This is a genomic window from Providencia sp. PROV109, from assembly GCF_033681625.1.
Lineage (GTDB): Bacteria > Pseudomonadota > Gammaproteobacteria > Enterobacterales > Enterobacteriaceae > Providencia > Providencia hangzhouensis.
This window is the reverse complement of the sequence record NZ_CP096320.1, coordinates 1,417,434-1,439,026: the sequence shown is the minus strand read 5'-3', so window position 1 is coordinate 1,439,026 and position 21,593 is coordinate 1,417,434. Positions and strand designations below refer to the sequence as shown.

Sequence of the window (21,593 nt, the reverse complement as noted above, 5' to 3'; positions counted from 1 at the left end):
TATGACTACCACTACATTGTTATTTTTAGGTAGTTTTTTACTGATCTTATTCATCTTAGCAAAACCTTTAGGTAACGGTATTGCTCGGCTAATCGACAATGATATACCTCGTCGGTTAGCAAGCAGTGAGTCCTTACTTTGGCGCCTTGCTGGAGTCAAACAACCAGGGCGTGAAATGGCTGAGATGAATTGGCGACAATATGCCTTAGCAATTGTATTATTTAATCTTTTAGGCTTTGTTTTATTATTCGTTATTTTAATCTGCCAAGGCCGTTTACCTCTTAACCCTCAACACTTTGAAGGGATGAGCTGGGATTTAGCCTTTAATACCGCGGTTAGTTTTGTTACTAATACTAACTGGCAAGCCTATAGCGGCGAAAATACATTAAGTTATTTAAGCCAAATGGCAGGGCTGACTGTACAAAACTTTCTTTCCGCAGCGACAGGCCTTGCTGTGGCCTTCGCAATTATTCGTGCTTTTTCACACCATGGCAATAAAACTGTCGGTAATGCGTGGTTAGATATTTACCGCATTACTGTGTATTTGCTTTTCCCTTTAGCGATTATTTTTGCGCTATTTTTTGTCAGCCAAGGTGTGATCCAAAATTTTTCCAATTATTTACTTATTCATCCTTTAGATAGCAGTGAACAGCTATTACCGATGGGGCCAGTTGCGTCCCAAGAAGCGATAAAATTGCTCGGCACAAATGGTGGCGGGTTCTTCGGCTCTAATTCATCGCACCCTTTTGAAAACCCAACTGCACTGAGTAATTTTGTGCAAATGTTAGCGATTTTCCTAATCCCTACTGCACTTTGCTTTGCCTTTGGTCGTGTCGTTGGTAACAACAAGCAAGGCCATACCTTACTCTGGGTTATGGGGATCATTTTTGTGGTTGCTGCCATAGTCGTAGTTAAAGCGGAATATGTGGGAAACCCATTTTTAGCCGAACTGCATGCCACTAGCTCTGCCAATATGGAAGGAAAAGAGAGTCGTTTTGGGATTGTCGGCTCCGCTTTGTTTGCCGTCGTCACCACCGCAGCCTCTTGTGGAGCGGTTAACGCCATGCATGACTCCTTTACTGCAATGGGTGGAATGGTGCCGATGTGGTTAATGCAAATTGGTGAAGTGGTATTTGGCGGTGTCGGTTCCGGTTTATACGGCATGTTGCTATTTGTATTACTCGCAGTCTTCCTTGCTGGTCTCATGATTGGCCGTACACCTGAATACCTGGGTAAAAAAATTGAAGTGCGTGAAATGAAAATGGTCGCACTGGCGATTTTAGTCACCCCAACCTTAGTGCTACTTGGTACAACTATTTCATTAATGACCGAAGCTGGGCGTGTAGGGATTTTAAACTCAGGCGCGCATGGGTTTAGTGAAGTGCTATATGCCTTTTCTTCTGCCGCCAATAATAATGGTAGCGCTTTTGCAGGGCTCAGCACGAATACGCCGTTCTACAATGTGCTACTTGCAATAGCCATGTTTATTGGTCGTTTTGGTGTGATCCTTCCCGTCTTAGCGATTGCAGGCTCAATGGCCAATAAAAAGCCACAAGCCCAAAGCCATGCCACTTTACCCACAACAGGACCTTTATTCATTGGGTTACTTATTTTCACCGTGCTTCTCATTGGCGCACTCACCTTTGTGCCGGCTTTAGCATTAGGGCCAATCGCTGAACAATTACACATTGGCTTTGCAGGATAATGAGGGGAAAAAAATGAAAAATAAACAAACTAAATTATTCAATAATCAATTAATTAAACAATCTATTATTGAATCAATAAAAAAATGTACTCCGCAAGCGCAATGGCGTAACCCAGTGATGTTTGTAGTCTTTATTGGCAGTATTATCACTACGTTACTTTGGTTAGCCATGGTAATGGATTACACACAAGATAGTGCTTGGTTCAGTGGAATGATCACCCTTTGGCTGTGGTTTACGGTTATTTTTGCCAACTTTGCGGAAGCACTCGCTGAAGGGCGTAGCAAAGCACAAGCCCAAAGCTTAAAAGGCGTAAAGCAACAAAGTAGCGCAACGCGTTTAGCGTCTGCTTCGCTGGATGCCAATCAAGAAATAGTGAATTCAGATCAGTTACGTAAAGGCGATATTGTGTTGATCCGTGCCGGAGATACCATTCCTTGCGATGGGGAAGTCATCGAAGGCGGCGCCTCTGTGGATGAAAGCGCAATTACAGGGGAATCCGCTCCAGTGATCCGTGAATCTGGTGGTGATTTTTCCTCTGTAACAGGGGGAACTCGCGTACTTTCCGATTGGCTGATCGTGGAATGTACGGTCAACCCCGGTGAAACCTTCTTAGATAGAATGATTTCCATGGTGGAAGGTGCGCAACGCCGTAAAACACCCAATGAAATCGCACTCACCATTTTGTTAACTGCATTAACGATCATTTTCGTCCTTGTCTGTGCAACTTTGTACCCCTTTACCTCTTTTGCCGCAGATTATGCCGGTGCTGGCGATGCAGTTTCTATTTTAGTGTTGATTGCCCTATTAGTTTGTTTAATCCCAACCACCATTGGTGGCTTGCTTTCGTCTATCGGTGTAGCAGGGATGAGCCGCATGCTAGGAGCCAATGTTATTGCCACCAGCGGGCGTGCCGTAGAAGCTGCGGGAGATGTTGACGTTCTATTACTCGATAAAACGGGGACAATTACACTGGGAAACCGCCAAGCCTCAGAGTTTTTACCGCTAACGGGTATCACTGAACAGCAACTGGCTGATGCAGCACAATTATCTTCTTTAGCCGATGAAACACCAGAAGGCCGCAGTATTGTGATACTGGCAAAACAAAAATTCAATTTACGTGAAAGAGATATTCATGCCCTGAATGCGACTTTTGTTCCTTTTTCTGCAATGACGCGTATGAGTGGAGTCAATATTGGCGAACGGATGATCCGCAAAGGCTCTGCGGATGCGATCCGTCGTTATATTGAAGCTAACCACGGTAAATTCCCAGTAGAAGCCGATCAACTGGTCGAAAAAGTTGCTCATTTGGGAGGAACCCCACTCGTTGTCGTTGATAACCAAACTGTATTAGGGGTTGTGGCACTCAAAGATATCGTTAAAGGTGGAATGAAAGAGCGTTTTGCTCAAATGCGCAGTATGGGCATAAAGACCGTGATGATCACGGGGGATAACCATTTAACCGCAGCTGCTATTGCGGCAGAGGCTGGGGTTGATGATTTCCTTGCTGAAGCCACACCGGAAGCCAAACTGGCGTTGATCCGCCAATATCAATCTGAAGGCCGCTTAGTTGCCATGACAGGTGACGGCACCAACGATGCGCCAGCACTGGCGCAAGCGGATGTCGCAGTGGCAATGAACTCTGGCACCCAAGCGGCAAAAGAAGCCGGTAACATGGTTGATTTAGACTCTAACCCAACCAAGCTAATCGAAGTCGTGCATATTGGTAAACAAATGTTGATGACTCGCGGCTCATTAACCACCTTCAGTATTGCCAATGATATTGCTAAATATTTTGCCATTATCCCTGCAGCTTTTGCGGTGACATGGCCACAATTAAATGCATTAAATATTATGCAATTACATTCACCTGCGTCCGCTATCCTTTCTGCGGTTATCTTCAACGCATTGATTATTATCTTCTTGATCCCTTTAGCCATTAAAGGTGTCCATTATCGCCCAATGAGTTCCCAATCATTATTGCAACGTAATTTAGGCATTTATGGCTTAGGCGGGTTAATTGTGCCATTCGTTGGGATCAAACTGATTGATCTGCTTATTAGTTTTTTTGGAATATAAGGAGTTGATTATGAATATGATCCGTTCGTCGATTATCATGTTACTAGTACTCACCATTTTTACCGGTATTGCTTACCCATTAATGGTAACTGGTCTCGCTAACATCTTTTTTCCATGGCAGGCTCACGGCTCTCTACTTATGCAAGATGAACGTACTGTTGGCTCAGCCTTGATCGGGCAAAATGTGGGTGATGTCCGCTATTTTCACGGTCGCCCCTCTGCGACGGTTGATAGCCCCTACAACGCATTAGCTTCTGGCGGAAGTAATTTAGCGGTCAGTAACCCGTTATTACAACAAACGATGATTGAGCGTAACGAACAACTGCGCGCAGCAAACCCCGATGCAGATAACGCCACCCCAGTGGATTTACTCACGGCGTCTGCCAGCGGCTTAGACCCCAATATTTCTATTGATGCAGCATTATACCAAGCTCCACGCATTGCAAAAAGCAGGCAAATTCCTTTGGATGCGGTAAAATCATTGATAGAAACACATACTGAACAGGCGCTGTTACCCTTTTTAGGCGAATCAGTCATTAATGTGCTAAAACTGAACCTAGCACTTGATGAATATCAACAACAAATAAACAGTCAAACTCACTAGGGGCTGTGATGAACAATCAGGAACCTATTCGCCCTAACCCCGATGAACTCTTGGTCAAAGCCAATGAAATTGGGCGTGGCAAATTAAAGATTTTTTTCGGTGCCTGTGCAGGTGTTGGAAAAACGTATGCCATGCTGCAAGAAGCGCAAAGGCTTAGAGCCCAAGGGCTAGATGTTCTGGTTGGCGTGGTAGAAACCCATGAAAGAGAAGAAACAGCCGCGTTACTTGACGGCCTTTCTCTGTTACCACCCAGACGCATTACCCATCACGGCCGCCGCCTAAATGGCTTCGATATTGATGCTGCAATTGCTAGGCATCCTGCCATAATTTTAATGGATGAATTAGCATTTAGTAATCCTAATGGCAGCCGACACCCTAAACGTTGGCAAGATGTCGAAGAGTTACTTGATGCTGGAATTGATGTACTGACGACCATCAACGTTCAGCACATTGAAAGCCTGAATGATATTGTTGGAAGCATTACAGGTATTCGAGTCCGTGAAACGGTTCCAGACCATATTTTTGATGCCGCTGACGAAGTGGTGTTAGTCGACCTTCCCCCTGACGACCTACGGCAACGTCTTAAAGAAGGTAAGGTATACATACCAGGGCAAGCCGAACGCGCCATTGAGCATTTTTTCCGCAAAGGAAATTTAATTGCACTTCGTGAACTCGCACTTCGTCGCACTGCCGACCGAGTTGATGACCAAATGCGTGAATTTCGTGGCGGTAAAGGCCAAGCGCCCGTATGGCACACTCGCGATGGGCTATTGTTATGCGTTGGCCATAATACGGGAAATGAAAAGTTAGTTCGTACCGCGGCTCGGCTTGCCGCAAAATTCGGTAGTGTCTGGCATGCTGTTTATGTTGAAACCCCTTCGCTTCATCAGCTACCTGAAACACAGCGTAGAGCTATCTTAAAAGCATTGCGACTTGCTCAAGACTTAGGGGCAGAAACAGCGACCTTATCAGATCCTTCTGAAGAAAAAGCCATATTGCGTTACGCACGAGAACATAATTTAGGGAAGATATTAATTGGCCGACGTAATAAAACAAATAAATGGTTTAAGTTCAATTTACGCCCCGGTTTTGCCGATCGCCTAGGTAAGCTCGGCCCAGATCTAGACCTAGTGATCGTCGCACTTGAAGAAAAAAGTGAGTGGGACAAAGAACCCGAAAGAAAACCGTTCTCTGAAAAATGGCGATCGGATATGAATGGCTATTTAATGGCCATTGTGATGTGCGCCGCTATCACCTTATTTTCACGTACCTTTTTATTAGCACTCGATAAAGCCAACCTCGTGACACTCTATCTATTAGGTGTCGTGTTAATCGCATTATTTTATGGTCGACGCCCCTCTGTCTTTGCCGCCTTGGTTAACGTGATCAGTTTTGACCTGTTCTTTGTTCAACCCCATTTTTCCCTTGCTATCATGGATATGCAATATTTAGTCACTTTTACGGTGATGCTAATTGTTGGGGTTGTTGTGGGGAATTTAACTGCGGGTATGCGCTACCAAGCTCGTATTGCTCGGTATCGCGAACAACGGACCCGTCATTTATATGAAATGACAAAAGAATTAGGCCAAGCCATCACCACTGATGATATTGGAAAAACAGGATATCATTTTCTCAATAATGCCTTCCAAGCCAAAAGTTGCTTGTTATTACCTGATGAGGATGGGCAATTAACACCGTTGCAATGTGATGGCTACACGGCAATGCAAATTGATAAAGCCATTGCTAAGTGGAGTTTTGATAAACGCCAGCCAGCCGGTGCTGGTACGGATACTTTGCCAAGTGTTCCTTATCAATTACAACCTATCACTACTGCCGACCAAACCCTTGCCGTTCTTGCCATTGAGCCAAGAAACATGCGCCAGTTATTGATCCCAGAGCAGCAACGCATGCTGCAAACCTTTACGGGGCTGATTGCAAGCTCGCTTGCTCGTCTACAATTGACCAAACAAGCTGAATTAGCCAAATTAAACATTGAACGTGAACAACTGAGAAACTCGTTACTTGCCGCACTTTCCCATGATCTAAAAACGCCACTTACCGTTTTGTTCGGGCAAACTGAAATTTTAATGTTGAACTTATCAGCGGAAAATTCACCATTAACAGAGCAAGTCAACCAAATGCGCCAACAAGTACTAAGCACCTCTCGCTTAGTTAATAATTTACTGGATATGGCTCGTTTGCAATCTGGCAGCATTCAACCCAACTTAGCGTGGGAATCACTACAAGAAATTACCAGTAGTGCCGTTAGAACCTTAGATTACACCTTACACAGTCACCCTTTAGAGATTGATATTCCAGCAGATTTATTGCTTTATTGTGATGCCAATTTGATTGAACGAGTGCTAATCAATCTCTTAGAAAATGCCGTAAAATATAGCAATAACAATACCCCGATTGGTATTCGAGCCGCAGTTGAAGGGCAAAAAATTCATATTGAAATATGGGATGCCAGCAATGCGATCCCAAACGGGCAAGAAAAAACCATTTTTGATAAATTTTCTCGGGCACAAAAAGAATCAGCAATCCCAGGCGTTGGCTTAGGGCTTGCCATTTGTCGTGCTATTATCCAATTGCATGAAGGCGAAATTTGGGCGCAAAACAATAATAAAGGTGGAGCCAGTTTCCATTTTGTTTTACCTTTAAAACAACTGCCTGATATTGAGGCAGAAATATAGAAGGACCCTCGATATTGTGAGTACTAACCATCAAATACTGGTTATTGAAGATGAAAAAGAAATCCGTCGCTTTGTTCGTTTAGCGTTGGAGGGTGAAGGCTGGAAAGTGTTTGAAGCCGAAAATTACCACCGCGGCCTAATCGAATCGGGTACTCGGCAACCTGATTTATTGATTTTAGACCTTGGCTTGCCCGATGGTGATGGGCTTGATTTAATTCGTGACCTACGTCAGTGGAGCAGTATTCCGATTATTGTTTTATCCGCTCGCGAAGAAGAATCACAGAAAGTGGCTGCATTGGATGCAGGCGCTGATGACTACCTCACAAAACCCTTTGGGATTAGCGAATTACTGGCTCGTGTTAGGGTTGCTTTACGGCGTTTCGGCAAATCCACCCAAGAAAACTCAAAATGCCAGTTTGGGGATATCACTATCGATTTTATTAATCGAATTGTTACCAAGCAAGGTGAAGAGCTCCACCTTACCCCGATTGAGTTCCGTTTACTCAGTGAACTCGTGGCTAATAGCGGTAAAGTATTAACTCAACGGCATTTATTACTGCAAGTTTGGGGGCCTAATTATGTGGAACATAATCATTACTTACGCATCTATATGGGCCACCTACGGCAAAAATTGGAAAATGACCCTGCTCGCCCTATTCACTTATTAACCGAAACAGGGATTGGTTATCGGTTTATGCCCTAATGGATTACCATTCATTGAATTCTAGGAATCTTACCGATAGTTTAAATTAAAAGGCTGCCTATAATTTACTCACCTTTTTTCTATGGAGAGAAATTCGTGCAGTCACTCACAGCCCAACTATCAAACCGTTTTTCATCTGCTTTAGTTCTTTTTTTGAGCGTTTTTGTTACCACCCAAGCGCTTGCGCTAAGCCCTGAAGAAAAAATTCGTACTGAATCATTATTAGCAGAGCTTGGTAAGCAACAGAATCTTACTTTTACTCGTAACGGAACTGAACATTCTGCTGCCGACGCAGAATCTCACTTACGTTTAAAACTACGTAAAACAGAAAAACGTCTCAAAACTACAGAACAATTTATTGATAATGTTGCCTCAAAATCGTCCATTACTGGCGAAGAGTACCAAGTCAAAGATGCTCAAGGTAATGTGATCCCAGCCAATAAATATTTGCATGGTTTACTGAAAGACAAAGTGGATAACAAATCTGAGTAAATTCTGTAGGTTCTGTTGATTACGATAAAAAACGCTGGCAAATAAATGTCAGCGTTTTTTGTTCTAATACTCGATCTAGCCCCTAAATAATTTGTACCACAGGTAGGCGGCAAATTAAGTTATCCCGTGAGTATACATAAGTATGTGACTCGGGTAACTTAATGAAGCCAACACCCCTGTGGTGCAAAGTATGACAGGGACATCAAGTTAAGAGTTCTCAATCTTAGCCCAAGTATCACGCAACCCAACAGTGCGATTAAACACTAAATGATCTGCACTACTTAACTTATTATCCGCACAGAAATACCCTTCACGCTCAAACTGATACGCTTTTTCTGCCTCTGCATTTTTCAGGCTTGGCTCAACAAAACCGTGGCGAATAATTAACGATTCAGGGTTGATAACGGATAAGAAATCGTCTTCTGCACCTGGGTTTGGCACAGTGAATAAACGGTCATACAGACGAATTTCTGCAGGTAATGCATGCGCTACGCTAACCCAATGAATAACGCCTTTCACTTTACGGCCATCTGCTGGGTCTTTATTTAATGTGCCTGCATCATAAGTACAGTAAATGGTTGTAATATTACCATCCGCATCTTTTTCAACACGCTCTGCTTTAATGATATATGCATTACGCAAACGAACTTCTTTGCCTAATACTAAACGCTTATATTGGCGATTTGCTTCTTCACGGAAGTCCGCACGGTCAATATAAATTTCGTTACTAAAAGGCACTTGGCGTGTTCCCATCTCCGGTTTATTTGGATGGTTTGGCGCTGTTAAAATCTCTTCACCAGCAGGCATGTTTTCAATGACAACACGAACTGGGTCGATAACCGCCATAGTACGTGGTGCTGACTCATTCAGATCATCACGAATACAAGATTCTAAAGAAGCCATTTCGACGTTGTTATCTTGCTTCGTCACACCAATACGTTGGCAAAATTCACGAATAGATGCTGCGGTATAACCACGACGACGCAAACCTGAAATGGTTAACATCCGTGGGTCATCCCAACCATTTACGTGTTTTTCGGTCACTAATTGGTTCAGTTTACGCTTAGACATCACCGTATATTCCAGATTCAGACGAGAAAACTCATACTGACGAGGGTGACAATCAATCGTGATATTATCTAAAACCCAATCATATAAACGGCGATTGTCTTGGAATTCTAAGGTACATAAAGAGTGAGTAATGCCTTCTAATGCATCAGAAATACAATGCGTGAAGTCATACATTGGATAAATACACCATTTATTGCCAGATTGGTGATGTTCCGCAAATTTAATACGATATAAAACTGGGTCGCGCATCACCATAAATGGCGAAGCCATATCGATTTTCGCGCGTAAACACGCTTTTCCTTCTTCGAAGCCGCCCGCACGCATTTTTTCGAATAGTGCTAAGTTGTCTTCAATTAGGCGCTCACGGTATGGGCTATTTTTACCAGGCTCTTTGAGTGTCCCACGATATTCGCGAATTTCGTCTGGGCTGAGCTCATCAACGTAAGCTAAGCCTTTTTTGATCAACTCGATCGCGTATTGATACAAGGTATCAAAGTAGTCAGAGGAATAACGAACATCGCCGCTCCACTCAAAACCAAGCCATTTAACGTCTTCTTGAATAGAGTTAACGTATTCGACATCTTCTTTTACAGGATTTGTATCATCAAAACGTAAGTTACATTGGCCCTGATAATCCTTGGCAATGCCAAAATTCAAGCAGATTGATTTCGCATGACCAATATGTAAATAGCCATTCGGTTCAGGTGGAAAACGCGTATGCACTGACGTGTGTTTTCCAGTCGCCAGATCTTCATCTATGATCTGACGGATAAAATTTGTTGGGCGAGCATCTGCCTCATTCATTGTCATCATTCCTCAATGCCAAAAGCGCGCAAAAGCGTATAGTAATTAAATATATTCTACCATAATCAATCAGGAAACAACCGTTTGATTGCGCGAAGTGCAGCAAAAGCGATGATCAGAAGGAATTTAGGGTAAAAACCTCATCTTTACCCACCGATATACGCGATTCTAAGCCAGTATCATGACGGCTAAAACGACGAGTAACAGTAACGGATAGCTTTGGGCATGACGTTTATCGCTCAGGTAAGGCATTAATAAAGAAGCAAAACGGATCCCTAACCACGATGTCACAATTAAAATTAATGCCCCTTTGATATAGATCATCCCCAGAAATCCTGCTCCGAGATCAATGTGCTTATCAATAGCGAAATAAAAATAGGTTAATGTGCCCGTGATTGCCATTGGTAATGTCAATGGGTTCGCAAATGCGGCTGCTTGGATCATACTGGCACCACGGCGCCGCATTAGTGGAACAGTCATCACACTGCCGCCAACACCTAAAAATGCCGCCACCGCACCAATCACCACGCCAATCGGGGTATCGGCAAAAATACCGCCACGGGAGGCTTGTATACCTATAGATTCTGTTTTCATAAAACCGGGACGAATAAAGCAATCTAAAATAGTGATAATTAAATAACCAATAAATATCCAATGAATTAATGCACTATCTACGGATAGCGCCACTATTGCCCCTAGAATTCCGCCAATTGAAATAGGGATAATAAAAGGGCGAATAATTGGCCAACTCAGGTTGCCTTTAAGGTAATGAGCACGACTCGAAAGCGTCGATGAAAAGATCATCACACAGGTTGATGTTGCCACCGCAATTTGCATTGCCACACTGCCTGCATCGCTTTGCGGCCCCCACACTAAGGTAATCAAGGCATATAACAGTGGAACCGTAATAAAACCGCCACCGAAGCCGAATAGTGCGGTGGTGATCCCCGAAATAAAGCCAAATAAACACAGAAGCAGTTCCACAGATAACCCCTCTCAGTAATTGAGAAAATATTTTATCGATGAAAAAAGCCCCTTGCTTATGCAAATTTGACAACCTTGTTTGAGATTTCGCCAATGTTATTAACAAATGCAACTTTTTTAACACAGAAAATTAAAGTATTCTTTGTACTATACTTTTAACTTATTATTTATAATGACCTTTCACACTAGTCATAAAATAAAACTTTACTAAATCAACCAATCGCATCTTTCTCTTTCTGATTTCCTCTATGTTTTTTTAGGTATGTCTCTATTTGTTTTTCTACTTTATCATTACATTCTTTAACCCAAATACGATTATTAGGATCCTGTTGTTTACATTTATCACCCTCATTTGATATTTTGAGTAAATCAACATAGGTATCAAAATTCTTGAGGTAATATGCATCTTGCCCCTTTGGATTATCTCTTGCTACCATTTCTAAGTAGTATTTTGCTTTATTAAAGTCCTGAGGGATCCCGCCGAGTCCATGTAAATAAATCGTCGAAAGATTTTTTCCTGCTACAAGTACCTTATTACCATAAAGGTGATAAGCGCGTTTATAATATAAAATTGCTTCTGACATATTTTTTTTCGAGCCTTCATTACCATGCTGATGGTTTACCCCTGTAAATAACAGAGCTAACCCATTATTAGAATTAATTTCTAATACTCTCTTCAAAAAGAAATTAGCCAGAGCACACTCCTCTTTTGCACCTTTCACATTATGTAAATGCTTAAAATCGGTACAACCAATTCTGAAAAAAGAAAATAAGGCATAATTATCATCTTCATTATTGTTTTTTAATGCCCGATGATATAACTCAACCACTTGTTGTTGGTTTTTGGGATAAGGAACTCGCTTAGGTAGGTCTGGATCATAACGAAGTTCTGTTTCATTATATTCAATGGTATATAGACGATCCCTCACAGTTGGAATTGAAGGAGGATTTATATTTCCCCCCCAAGTTGGAGTCCCGATCATGAACGCTCCTATAACGATAAACCATGAAATCAACCTCACGAAATTTCTCCTAAATCATAAGCCGAGAGTGAAGTTATAAGTATTTCACTAATTCAGTAATATTACATATTCCTTATGTTTTTGTTTTAGATAAATATTAATTTGTATAAAACAAGTAAATTAAATTATTTACTAATAATTTATAAATATAGATAATTACCATTCATCTCGATAATCGAATGAAACTTGATAATCATATTTACTAAATTCAATGTTATGTTTTATATGATTTTGAAGATTAGAAACCCAGTCAGAAACCATATCAAAACAACCATTATTAATAATATTTTCCTCAGGATTAATGGTTTCCTCTATAATGCTATCATTATCGCCTAGATCTAGAGAATACTCTTCACCAACATATTCCTCTGTTTGTTTATCAAACCAAACCAAATGAATTTTTAATCCCATTTCTTTCTCCTTATAGATACTTTTTTATAATTATTTTAGGCGCTTTAATTTTAATTATTCGCGTATTTTAGAAAAAACACCTCCCCACAAAGCTAACAATTAATTATATTTTCTTTATAAACTAAACTCAATTGATAGTGATTATCATTATTTGTTATACCCTGTATGATTATCTTTTTCTTATTTAACCACCATAAAAAAAGGGTGGCCTAAGCCACCCTCTTACTAACTTATAATATTAAACTGAACTATTTCAGAACATTATAAATAACCGTTTCGCCTGCTTTTACTTCACCGTCAACTAAAATCTCGACGCCAGCAAAATCATCGATATTACTAATGATGACAGGGCTAATCATTGATTTGGCATTAGCTTCAAGGAACGCGAGGTCGAGGTTCAGAATTGGTGTTCCAGCAGTCACTTCCGCACCTTCTTCCACTAAACGTGCACAACCTTCACCTTTCAGTGCAACAGTATCAATACCCATATGAACTATGAGCTCAACACCGTTTTCTGTTTCAAGGCAGAATGCGTGGTTAGTTTCGAAAATTTTCACCACCGTACCTGATGCCGGCGCTAGCACTTCGCTGCTTGTTGGTTTAATGGCAATACCATCGCCCACAATGCGGCTAGAGAACGCTTCATCTGGCACATCGTCAAGGGAGAACACTTGACCACTGACCGGCGCAACCAAAGATAAAATCACATTGCCCTTTGCTTTTGTAGGCTCTGCGGCTTTTTTCTCTTCTGCTGCTGCAACTGGTGCAGAACCGGCAATAGGGCCTTTTGCAATTACTTCAGTCATTGCTTTTGCGACCAATTCAGCACGTGTACCGACAATCACTTGCACATTTTGTTTGCTTAAGCGGATAACACCTGAAGCGCCTAAACGTTTTGTCATGGCGTCATTAACAATCGCTGAATCTTTAACGCCTAAACGTAAACGTGTAATACAGGCATCAATACTGACGATGTTGTCACTACCACCAACCGCTGCAACATATTGGCGAGCTTCTTTTTGAATATCGCTGTCACTGTTATCGGCAGGGCTAATGCTTTCGTCATAACCATCAATCGTTTCATCACCTGCGCTCTCTTCACGGCCTGGTGTTAACAGGTTGAATTTACGGATCATGAAACGGAAAATGACATAGTAAATGCAGAAGAAGACTAAACCTTGGACAATCAACATATACCACTGAACGGCTAATGGGTTACGTGACTGCAATAGCATATCGACTAAACCTGCGCTGAAGCCGAATCCAGAGATCCACTCCATCGTCGCTGCAATATAAACAGAGATACCCGTTAATAATGCGTGGATTACGTACAGAATTGGTGCCACGAACATGAAAGAGAATTCGAGTGGTTCAGTGATACCTGTAAAGAATGCCGCAAACGCACCGGCAATCATAATACCAGCAACTTTCGCTTTATTTTCTGGACGTGCGCAGTGGTAAATCGCTAATGCCGCGCCCGGCAGACCAAACATCATAATTGGGAAGAAACCAGCTTGGTAGCGACCTGTAATACCTACCGTTGCCAGACCTGCATCAATTGACTTAGCGCCGCCTAAGAAGTTTGGAATATCATTGATTCCTGCAACGTCAAACCAGAACACCGAATTGAGTGCGTGATGCAGACCGACAGGAATTAATAAACGGTTGAAGAAGGCGTAAATACCCGCACCCACAGAACCTAAGTCTTTAATGCTTTCACCGAAAGAGACTAAACCGTTGTAAACCACCGGCCAGACATACATCAGTATGAAGGCTAAGATGATCATTAAGAACGAGGTCAAAATCGGTACGAGACGACGGCCGCTAAAGAAAGACAACGCTTTGGGTAGCTCTACGCCACTATAACGGTTGTACAATTCAGCTGATAGAACCCCAACTAAGATACCCACGAACTGGTTATTAATTTTACCGAATGCCGCAGGAACGCTTTCCAGCGGAACATTCATGATCATGGAATAAGATGCAGGCGAACACAGTGTTGTCACCACTAAAAAGCCGACAAAACCGGTCAGTGCAGCCGCACCGTCCTTATCTTTTGACATCCCATAAGCAACACCAATAGCAAATAGCACGGACATATTATCGATAATAGCCGCACCCGATTTAATCAGTAACGCCGCGATTGCACTATTGGCTCCCCAACCATCTGGGTCAATCCAATAGCCAATCCCCATCAGGATTGCTGCGGCTGGTAGTACAGCAACTGGCACCATAAGTGCCCTACCAATCCGCTGTAAGTAGCTAAGAATATTCACAAACTCCCCCTTTATCGCCCTATTTTTGCCCCATTTACGGGATCTTATTGTTCACACACCTAAATCATAATTTAGGTTATTGAGAGTATCAATTTTATAGTCTAAATTAATTGTTTCGCGATGCAAAATAAATAGGTTCGATTTGTGATAAATGTCAACGAAAGAGTTACCGATATGACTAAATTACTAGCTATTATCGAAAACTTATTTTATGATTAAAATAACTTATTTATGTTATTAACCTGTATATTCTCAGCGCGTTTAAAATGCAGGTGTAGCCGTTAAAACGGCACTGTGTACCAACACCAGCGCGTAATAAATTTGTAGTATAACGAGTATTCCTATATCTAATGAATAACATCAGGGATACATATATACATGAAAGATTTCACAGACTTATTAGAGGTAATTGAGACATGAGGCTAATTCCACTTAACAATGCGCATGATGTCGGCATTTGGTCCGCACAGTATATTGCTGACAAAATTAACGCATTCAACCCAACTGCTGATCGCCCTTTCGTTCTTGGGTTACCAACAGGCGGCACTCCTCTTGCCACTTATAAGGCATTGATTGCTTTATATAACGCAGGAAAAGTCAGTTTTAAGCATGTGGTAACATTTAATATGGATGAGTATATTGGTATTCCCGCTAATCATCCTCAAAGCTATCACACATTTATGCATGATAATTTCTTTAACCACATCGACATTCAAGCGCAAAATATCAATTTACTGAATGGTAATGCCCCTGATGTTGATGCGGAATGCCAACGTTATGAAGATAAAATTAAATCTTACGGCAAAATTAATTTATTTATGGGCGGCGTAGGTAACGACGGTCACATTGCTTTTAATGAACCCGGTTCTTCATTGAACTCTCGTACCCGCATTAAGACATTAACACCAGAAACGCGCCAAGCTAACTCACGTTTCTTTGATAATGATATCAATCAAGTACCAAAATTCGCTTTAACTGTGGGTGTAGCCACGTTAATGGATGCTGAAGAGTTAATGGTACTCGCTACGGGTGCGAATAAAGCGAACGCAGTTCATGCAGCAGTTGAAGGTTCAATTAACCATATGTGGACAGTAAGTTGCGTGCAAATGCACCCAAAAGCACTGGTCGTTTGTGATGAACCCGCAACACTCGAATTAAAAGTTAAAACGCTTAAATATTTCAAACAGCTAGAATCTGAAATTATTGAAAAGTTTAACTAAGATTATGTTTATCAATCACCCGGTCAGCGAAAGCTGATCGGTGACCCACCTTCCAGAGGTCAGGAGTTTTAAGCCATGTATGCATTAACAAATTGCATTATTTATACAGGTCATGAAAGACTGGATAACCATGCGGTCGTCATTGATGGTGAAATCATCAAAGATGTTTGTCCTGTCTCTGAATTACCTTCCCATATTCCACAGCATGACCTACAAGGTGCAATCTTATCCGCTGGGTTTATTGACCTGCAAGTCAACGGCTGTGGTGGTGTCCAATTCAATGATAATAAAGAAAATGTCACATTAAAGAATTTGGATATCATGCAAAAAGCCAATGAGCGTACAGGGTGTACCAGTTACCTGCCAACGCTGATTACTTGCTCTGACGAATTAATGAAGCATGGTATTGAGGTCATGACAGAGTACTTAAAAGACCACAAGAACCAAGCTCTAGGACTTCATTTAGAAGGCCCATATATTAATGTTATCAAAAAAGGTACGCATAACCCTGAATTTATCCGTCAACCATCCGCGCAGATGATTGATTATTTAGCCGCTCATGCAGACGCTATCACTAAAATTACTTTAGCGCCTGAAATGGTAGAACTTGATTACATTCACCAATTGAAAGATTCCGGCATTGTTATTTCTGCTGGACATTCAAATGCGACGTATGAAGAAGCCAAACTGGGTTTTAAAGCCGGAATTCGCTTTTCAACGCACCTTTTTAACGCCATGCCATATATTTCAGGCCGTGGCCCAGGTTTAGTTGGCGCTATTTATGACACTCCTGAAGTATATGCGGGAATTATCGCTGATGGCTTGCATGTCCAGTGGGCAAACATTCGTAATAGCAAACACTTAAAAGGTGATAAATTAATTTTAGTGACTGATGCCACAGCGCCCGCAGGAATAGATCCTCAAACTGGTGAAATGGATCATTTTATCTTCGCAGGTAAAACCATATACTACCGCGATGGATTATGTGTAGATGAAAATGGCACACTCAGCGGCTCATCACTCACAATGATAGAAGCAGTGAGAAACAGTGTAGAGTACGTGGGTATCCCATTAGATGAAACACTGAGAATGGCAACGCTCTACCCCGCAAGAGCCATCGGAGTTGATGAGACCTTAGGGTCTATTGCTCCGGGTAAAATTGCGAATTTAACCGCGTTTAACCACGACTTCGACGTCCTTGCAACCTATGTTAACGGAGCCGAAGTCTACAAAAAATGAGTAACTAGCTAATGAATCAAAGCCACTCGCTGAAGCAAATTGGTAATATTGATCTCGTCAAACAACTAAATAGCGCTGTCGTCTATAGTTTAATTGACCAACATGGCCCGATATCAAGAATTCAAATCGCGGAGCAAAGCCAACTTGCCCCGGCCAGTGTGACTAAAATCACTCGCCAGTTACTCGAACGTGGTTTAATTAAAGAAGTTGACCAACAGGCCTCCACTGGGGGCCGTCGTGCTATATCTATTGTTTCTGAGCACAAAAATTTTCATACGATTGGCGTCCGCTTAGGCCGCTATGATGCCACCATCGCCTTATACGACTTAGGTGGCAAAATGATCGTCGATGCTCATTACCCTATCACAGAGCCTTCTCAGCAAGCCGTAGAACAAAAACTGATTGCTGCCCTTGAAGACTTTATCGAACACAATCAGAAACGCTTAAAAGAGTTGATCGCGATTTCTATTATTCTCCCTGGGTTAGTTAACCCAAACAGTGGTATTGTTTACTACATGCCGCATATCAAGGTCCATAATTGGCATCTCATCGACAACTTGCAAGCACACTTTAAAATTACCTGTTACGCAGGGCACGATATTCGCAGCCTAGCCCTCGCTGAGAGCTATTTTGGTGCAACTCGTGATTGCGAAGACTCACTGCTCGTTCGTATCCACAGAGGCGCAGGGGCAGGCTTAGTCATCAATAAAGAGATATTGCTCAACCACCGAGGTAACCTCGGAGAAATCGGCCATATCCAAGTTGACCCCCTTGGCGAACTTTGCCACTGTGGTAATTTTGGTTGTTTAGAAACCATTGCCTCAAACCAAGCGATTGAAGCCCGCGTAAAACAGCGTTTAGAACAAGGCTATTCAAGTTCCCTTACATTGGAAATTTGTACGATTTCCCATATTTGCCAAGCCGCTAATAAGGGAGACCCACTTGCTACGGAAGTTATCCAACACGTTGGTCGGCAAATCGGTAAAGCGATTGCAATCTCTATAAACTTATTTAACCCTGAAAAAGTCGTTATTGCAGGGGATATCACGGAAGCAGAACAAATTCTGATACCCGCGATTCAAAGCTGTATTGACACACAAGCCTTAAAAGGATTTAGGGACAATCTCCCCATTGTTACATCGCAGTTGGTTCATAATTCGGCAATAGGCGCTTTCGCACTCACTAAACGTGCGATGCTTAATGGTGAATTATTACAAAAATTGTTTGAAAGCTAATTTTTGGCGTTATTTTCTTTACGGTAGGTAGGCATTGAAATCTAGCATGTCTACCTATATGTGACATCATTTTAAGATTAGGTGAACCTGTGATGAAGCAAAATAGGCTACAAAATACAGTACTATTTTTATCTTATGATGAATAAACCTTCACGCGAGTATCTACCCGTTTGAAAACATTAACCCCTTCGGTTGAAAGTTTCTCATCTTGAGTGAAAATGCCAAGAAATCGATACAGCGTTCGATTCAGTTCATCACGAGAATGAGCCATTACGATACGGTAATGCCATGTTTCCTTATAGTTACGCTCAGGATTAAGGCTTTTTTCGCTTATCAGATTGCCATCAAAGGAAAGTGCATTGTCCCACTCCCCCGCCTTATATAAACGCGGGAACCAAACCATTACATCCCCAGCCAGTCCTATCGCCTCGACAACTGCTCTGGGTAAACGCCAGCCTCCTGATTGATGGTGACCTTTATCTCCGTAACCAAAGCACTGTAAAGCATCCCTGTGATATCGAAAAACAGCGTAAGGACCCACCTCAATAAAACCTGCGTTAATATGTTTTTTAGCGGTATAACGGTCATCATAATCCCAGGGATGAAACAAGCCTTGTGATTTCAACTGGTCTTTTCTCTCCCTGACAAGAACGACGAATTCGTCAGCTAGGTGATTAACCTCCTCCAGAGTTACATTATTGGCAGGAATACGTTTCTCTATAAACCCCGTAGCTTCCATGATATCTAATCGGCGAACAGCGTCAGCTATTTTGGCTTCATCGCTGTCATGGTGCGCCTCATCTATCTCAAGGTACAGTTTAAGCTGTGGAAAAAACAGGTCTGCAAGGTAAATCTTGCCAGAATGCCCTTCCTTACGAATGCACTGCTGGCAAACGAACTCAAGTTCAGGGTCATCCAACTTGTGAAAAATTCGGTTGATGATGTAGTGTTCCCAGTTCTTGTGAGATATTTTTGATAATGCACGGAGTATGTAGTCTGTTCTGCTCATAAAAATACAAACAATTTTTTTAATAACAATTAGTTAATGATATTTTAAAAAATAAATCAGAATAATGTTTAATACTTAAATTACTCTGTTGCAAGCTGAAAAAACTAAATTTCTACTACCAGCGGAGAAAATTAGGTCTTTCACATTCATATACTTTTTTGTTTTTACTGGGATACGTAATTTTTACTTGATGCTCACGTATGTAATAGGTCTTCAAATAATCGATAGCTTTTTTATCGGTCAATGCAGTGCGTTGCTTAGTTTTGCAAAAATCCATAAGTTCGCTTTCCGTGCATATATTATTGAAACAGGGTCCACGAACAACCATATTAGCTTTACCTTTATCACCTAGCTTACCGCTTATCCTTGATGAATATGATTTCTTTTTATCGTTATATAATTGAACGGCCGCAGCTTGTGAACCAGTATAATCAAATGGAACAGTTAAAACGTTATTAGCCTTCCCTTGAGTATCAACATCAACATGGATTTTTTCAAAAATAACATCGCCAGTATTGAGTTTAGGGCATAAACTTTCAGCAAGAACATAATCTTCATTAATGGAATCTTCAGCATACCGCTCCGCTTGCTTTAAGATTTCCGTTTTAGCTTTCCAAGATAATTCTTTACCACTTGTATCTAAATAAACGGGATTGGCATAATCACTGTATGATTCAGTGTATGAATGCATGCCAAAAAGACACAACTCATTTTTTTTGGTAGAACACCCCGATAAAATAAAAGCCCCCATTATAAAAAGTATTATATATTTACATTTTAGCACTTTCACCTCTTGACAATTTGACTTGACAAACCATAACTCACCAATATTTATTCTAATTTAGATTAGACAGAGAATATAAATCAAAATCAAGAATGATGGGTATTAGTAAAGATCGACAATGAACAACCTAACGTAACTTCAGAAATCATCTTGTTATCACCTTTCACATTGCGACAATACAAGAAGCATAAGTCAAACCCATTGTTCCGTTGTTCCGTTGTTCCGTTGTTCCGTTGTTCCGTTGTTCCGTTGTTCCGTTGTTCCGTTGTTTTTGTTATCCCCTAATCTTACTCCTCTTGCAAATTCTTGAGCTCTTTCGATGTTTTATTTCGCTTCATCACCAAATTACATTTATCTAGCAGGTAAGACAAAAGTGATTTTTTTCAAATATGGGCTTGTTTTTTGCTGGCTTTATCGACAAAATGATTATTCATCAAACAAACAGACACATTTTCTGAAAAATAGTGCAAAAAGCTGTTGACTGTCGTGTCTGTAATTAGCATAATGCGCCCCGCAACGCCGACGAAGGTAATGCAAAAAAAGATGGCTATGTAGCTCAGCTGGTTAGAGCACAACACTCATAATGTTGGGGTCACAGGTTCGAATCCCGTCATAGCCACCATTATTTTGCGGGAGTGGCGAAATTGGTAGACGCACCAGATTTAGGTTCTGGCGCCGCAAGGTGTGCAAGTTCAAGTCTTGTCTCCCGCACCATTTTCCTTCTCGGTAGCATTGAATTTAAGATTGGGGTATCGCCAAGCGGTAAGGCACCAGGTTTTGATCCTGGCATTCCCAGGTTCGAATCCTGGTACCCCAGCCATCTTAAAACAATCAATAGTAGAATTCCCGGATGGGGTATCGCCAAGCGGTAAGGCACCAGGTTTTGATCCTGGCATTCCCAGGTTCGAATCCTGGTACCCCAGCCATCTACTATCCTACCTATAGTTGCACAATTCATTTTAAAGAAATCATATATGGCTATGTAGCTCAGTTGGTTAGAGCACAACACTCATAATGTTGGGGTCACAGGTTCGAATCCCGTCGTAGCTACCATTTCTTTTGTTGGGGTATCGCCAAGCGGTAAGGCACCAGGTTTTGATCCTGGCATTCCCAGGTTCGAATCCTGGTACCCCAGCCATTCTCTTTTCAACATCGCTTAAATTAACTCCCTGCTCTATCTTACTATGCTTAGGCAGTCTTAATTTTACTTATCGATTTTATTGATAAATTAAATAAAAAATAACAAATTAGCAGATAACTC

Annotated in this window: 16 protein-coding genes and 6 tRNA genes; 15 read left to right on the top strand and 7 right to left on the bottom strand. The window is 41.6% G+C overall.

Features of this window, described 5'->3' with window-relative positions; translation table 11 throughout:
• The first annotated feature begins 1 nt into the window (after position 1).
• From kdpA to M1F25_RS06560, 6 genes are all read left to right on the top strand, one after another.
• Entirely contained in the window at positions 2–1,705 is a 1,704-nt protein-coding gene (gene kdpA / locus M1F25_RS06585) for a potassium-transporting ATPase subunit KdpA (protein ID WP_181489492.1), read from the top strand.
• 13 nt (positions 1,706–1,718) lie between these two features.
• The gene (kdpB, locus tag M1F25_RS06580) at positions 1,719–3,782 is read left to right on the top strand and encodes a potassium-transporting ATPase subunit KdpB (RefSeq protein WP_181489491.1); all 2,064 of its coding nucleotides are present in this window, start codon (positions 1,719–1,721) and stop codon (positions 3,780–3,782) included.
• Positions 3,783–3,792: 10 nt separating this feature from the next.
• Entirely contained in the window at positions 3,793–4,386 is a 594-nt protein-coding gene (gene kdpC / locus M1F25_RS06575; protein WP_036957946.1) for a potassium-transporting ATPase subunit KdpC, read from the top strand.
• 8 nt (positions 4,387–4,394) lie between these two features.
• Complete coding sequence (gene kdpD / locus M1F25_RS06570) at positions 4,395–7,082, top strand: two-component system sensor histidine kinase KdpD (RefSeq protein WP_181489490.1); 2,688 nt, start codon at positions 4,395–4,397, stop codon at positions 7,080–7,082.
• 16 nt (positions 7,083–7,098) lie between these two features.
• On the top strand, positions 7,099–7,785 hold the full coding sequence (gene kdpE / locus M1F25_RS06565; protein ID WP_080544454.1) for a two-component system response regulator KdpE: 687 nt from the start codon (positions 7,099–7,101) through the stop codon (positions 7,783–7,785).
• A 96-nt stretch (positions 7,786–7,881) separates the two neighbouring features.
• Positions 7,882–8,277, top strand: coding sequence for a DUF5329 family protein (locus tag M1F25_RS06560; RefSeq protein WP_165880299.1), 396 nt, complete (start codon positions 7,882–7,884; stop codon positions 8,275–8,277).
• A 207-nt stretch (positions 8,278–8,484) separates the two neighbouring features.
• Here the strand turns inward: M1F25_RS06560 and glnS are convergent, their stop codons facing one another.
• The 5 genes from glnS to nagE form a co-directional block, all read right to left on the bottom strand.
• Positions 8,485–10,152, bottom strand: a complete 1,668-nt coding sequence (gene glnS, locus M1F25_RS06555; protein WP_181489489.1) for a glutamine--tRNA ligase — start codon at positions 10,150–10,152, stop codon at positions 8,485–8,487.
• A 168-nt stretch (positions 10,153–10,320) separates the two neighbouring features.
• Positions 10,321–11,136, bottom strand: coding sequence for a sulfite exporter TauE/SafE family protein (locus tag M1F25_RS06550; protein ID WP_181489488.1), 816 nt, complete (start codon positions 11,134–11,136; stop codon positions 10,321–10,323).
• Between the two features lie 212 nt (positions 11,137–11,348).
• The gene (locus M1F25_RS06545) at positions 11,349–12,119 is read right to left on the bottom strand and encodes an SEL1-like repeat protein (protein ID WP_181489487.1); all 771 of its coding nucleotides are present in this window, start codon (positions 12,117–12,119) and stop codon (positions 11,349–11,351) included.
• Between the two features lie 195 nt (positions 12,120–12,314).
• On the bottom strand, positions 12,315–12,569 hold the full coding sequence (locus M1F25_RS06540; protein WP_004256948.1) for a colicin E3-like toxin immunity protein: 255 nt from the start codon (positions 12,567–12,569) through the stop codon (positions 12,315–12,317).
• A gap of 248 nt (positions 12,570–12,817) precedes the next feature.
• Positions 12,818–14,845: an N-acetylglucosamine-specific PTS transporter subunit IIBC gene (nagE, locus tag M1F25_RS06535; RefSeq protein ID WP_164565432.1), complete on the bottom strand. Its 2,028-nt coding sequence runs from the start codon at positions 14,843–14,845 to the stop codon at positions 12,818–12,820.
• 416 nt (positions 14,846–15,261) lie between these two features.
• On the opposite strand from nagE, the gene nagB reads away from it, so the two are divergent.
• The 3 genes from nagB to nagC all read left to right on the top strand — a co-directional run bounded on the left by nagB (position 15,262) and on the right by nagC (position 18,539).
• A complete protein-coding gene (gene nagB, locus M1F25_RS06530; RefSeq protein ID WP_004256954.1) occupies positions 15,262–16,065 on the top strand; it encodes a glucosamine-6-phosphate deaminase in 804 nt (267 codons plus the stop codon).
• 75 nt (positions 16,066–16,140) lie between these two features.
• Positions 16,141–17,304 (top strand): N-acetylglucosamine-6-phosphate deacetylase, encoded by a 1,164-nt coding sequence (gene nagA / locus M1F25_RS06525; RefSeq protein WP_004256957.1) that lies wholly within the window; start codon positions 16,141–16,143, stop codon positions 17,302–17,304.
• An 11-nt stretch (positions 17,305–17,315) separates the two neighbouring features.
• Entirely contained in the window at positions 17,316–18,539 is a 1,224-nt protein-coding gene (gene nagC / locus M1F25_RS06520; RefSeq protein WP_181489486.1) for a DNA-binding transcriptional regulator NagC, read from the top strand.
• 133 nt (positions 18,540–18,672) lie between these two features.
• Here the strand turns inward: nagC and M1F25_RS06515 are convergent, their stop codons facing one another.
• Entirely contained in the window at positions 18,673–19,548 is an 876-nt protein-coding gene (locus tag M1F25_RS06515) for an AbaSI family restriction endonuclease (RefSeq protein WP_110591320.1), read from the bottom strand.
• A 115-nt stretch (positions 19,549–19,663) separates the two neighbouring features.
• Positions 19,664–20,332 (bottom strand): hypothetical protein, encoded by a 669-nt coding sequence (locus tag M1F25_RS06510; RefSeq protein ID WP_181489485.1) that lies wholly within the window; start codon positions 20,330–20,332, stop codon positions 19,664–19,666.
• A gap of 545 nt (positions 20,333–20,877) precedes the next feature.
• On the opposite strand from M1F25_RS06510, the gene M1F25_RS06505 reads away from it, so the two are divergent.
• From M1F25_RS06505 to M1F25_RS06480, 6 genes are all read left to right on the top strand, one after another.
• Positions 20,878–20,954, top strand: a tRNA-Met gene (locus tag M1F25_RS06505).
• Between the two features lie 7 nt (positions 20,955–20,961).
• Positions 20,962–21,046 (top strand) — tRNA-Leu (locus M1F25_RS06500).
• Positions 21,047–21,077: 31 nt separating this feature from the next.
• Positions 21,078–21,152 (top strand) — tRNA-Gln (locus M1F25_RS06495).
• 31 nt (positions 21,153–21,183) lie between these two features.
• A tRNA-Gln gene (locus M1F25_RS06490) sits at positions 21,184–21,258 on the top strand.
• 50 nt (positions 21,259–21,308) lie between these two features.
• A tRNA-Met gene (locus M1F25_RS06485) sits at positions 21,309–21,385 on the top strand.
• 10 nt (positions 21,386–21,395) lie between these two features.
• Positions 21,396–21,470: transfer RNA gene (locus M1F25_RS06480), tRNA-Gln, on the top strand.
• Positions 21,471–21,593: the final 123 nt, after the last annotated feature.

Coding starts and splice junctions, on each gene's coding strand:
- kdpB (WP_181489491.1), top strand. CDS start 1,719: ATGAAAAATAAACAAACTAAATTATTCAATAATCAATTAATTAAACAA.
- glnS (WP_181489489.1), bottom strand. CDS start 10,152: ATGAATGAGGCAGATGCTCGCCCAACAAATTTTATCCGTCAGATCATA.
- M1F25_RS06545 (WP_181489487.1), bottom strand. CDS start 12,119: ATGATCGGGACTCCAACTTGGGGGGGAAATATAAATCCTCCTTCAATT.
- nagB (WP_004256954.1), top strand. CDS start 15,262: ATGAGGCTAATTCCACTTAACAATGCGCATGATGTCGGCATTTGGTCC.
- kdpD (WP_181489490.1), top strand. CDS start 4,395: ATGAACAATCAGGAACCTATTCGCCCTAACCCCGATGAACTCTTGGTC.
- kdpA (WP_181489492.1), top strand. CDS start 2: ATGACTACCACTACATTGTTATTTTTAGGTAGTTTTTTACTGATCTTA.
- M1F25_RS06540 (WP_004256948.1), bottom strand. CDS start 12,569: ATGGGATTAAAAATTCATTTGGTTTGGTTTGATAAACAAACAGAGGAA.
- kdpC (WP_036957946.1), top strand. CDS start 3,793: ATGAATATGATCCGTTCGTCGATTATCATGTTACTAGTACTCACCATT.
- M1F25_RS06515 (WP_110591320.1), bottom strand. CDS start 19,548: ATGAGCAGAACAGACTACATACTCCGTGCATTATCAAAAATATCTCAC.
- nagC (WP_181489486.1), top strand. CDS start 17,316: ATGAATCAAAGCCACTCGCTGAAGCAAATTGGTAATATTGATCTCGTC.
- nagA (WP_004256957.1), top strand. CDS start 16,141: ATGTATGCATTAACAAATTGCATTATTTATACAGGTCATGAAAGACTG.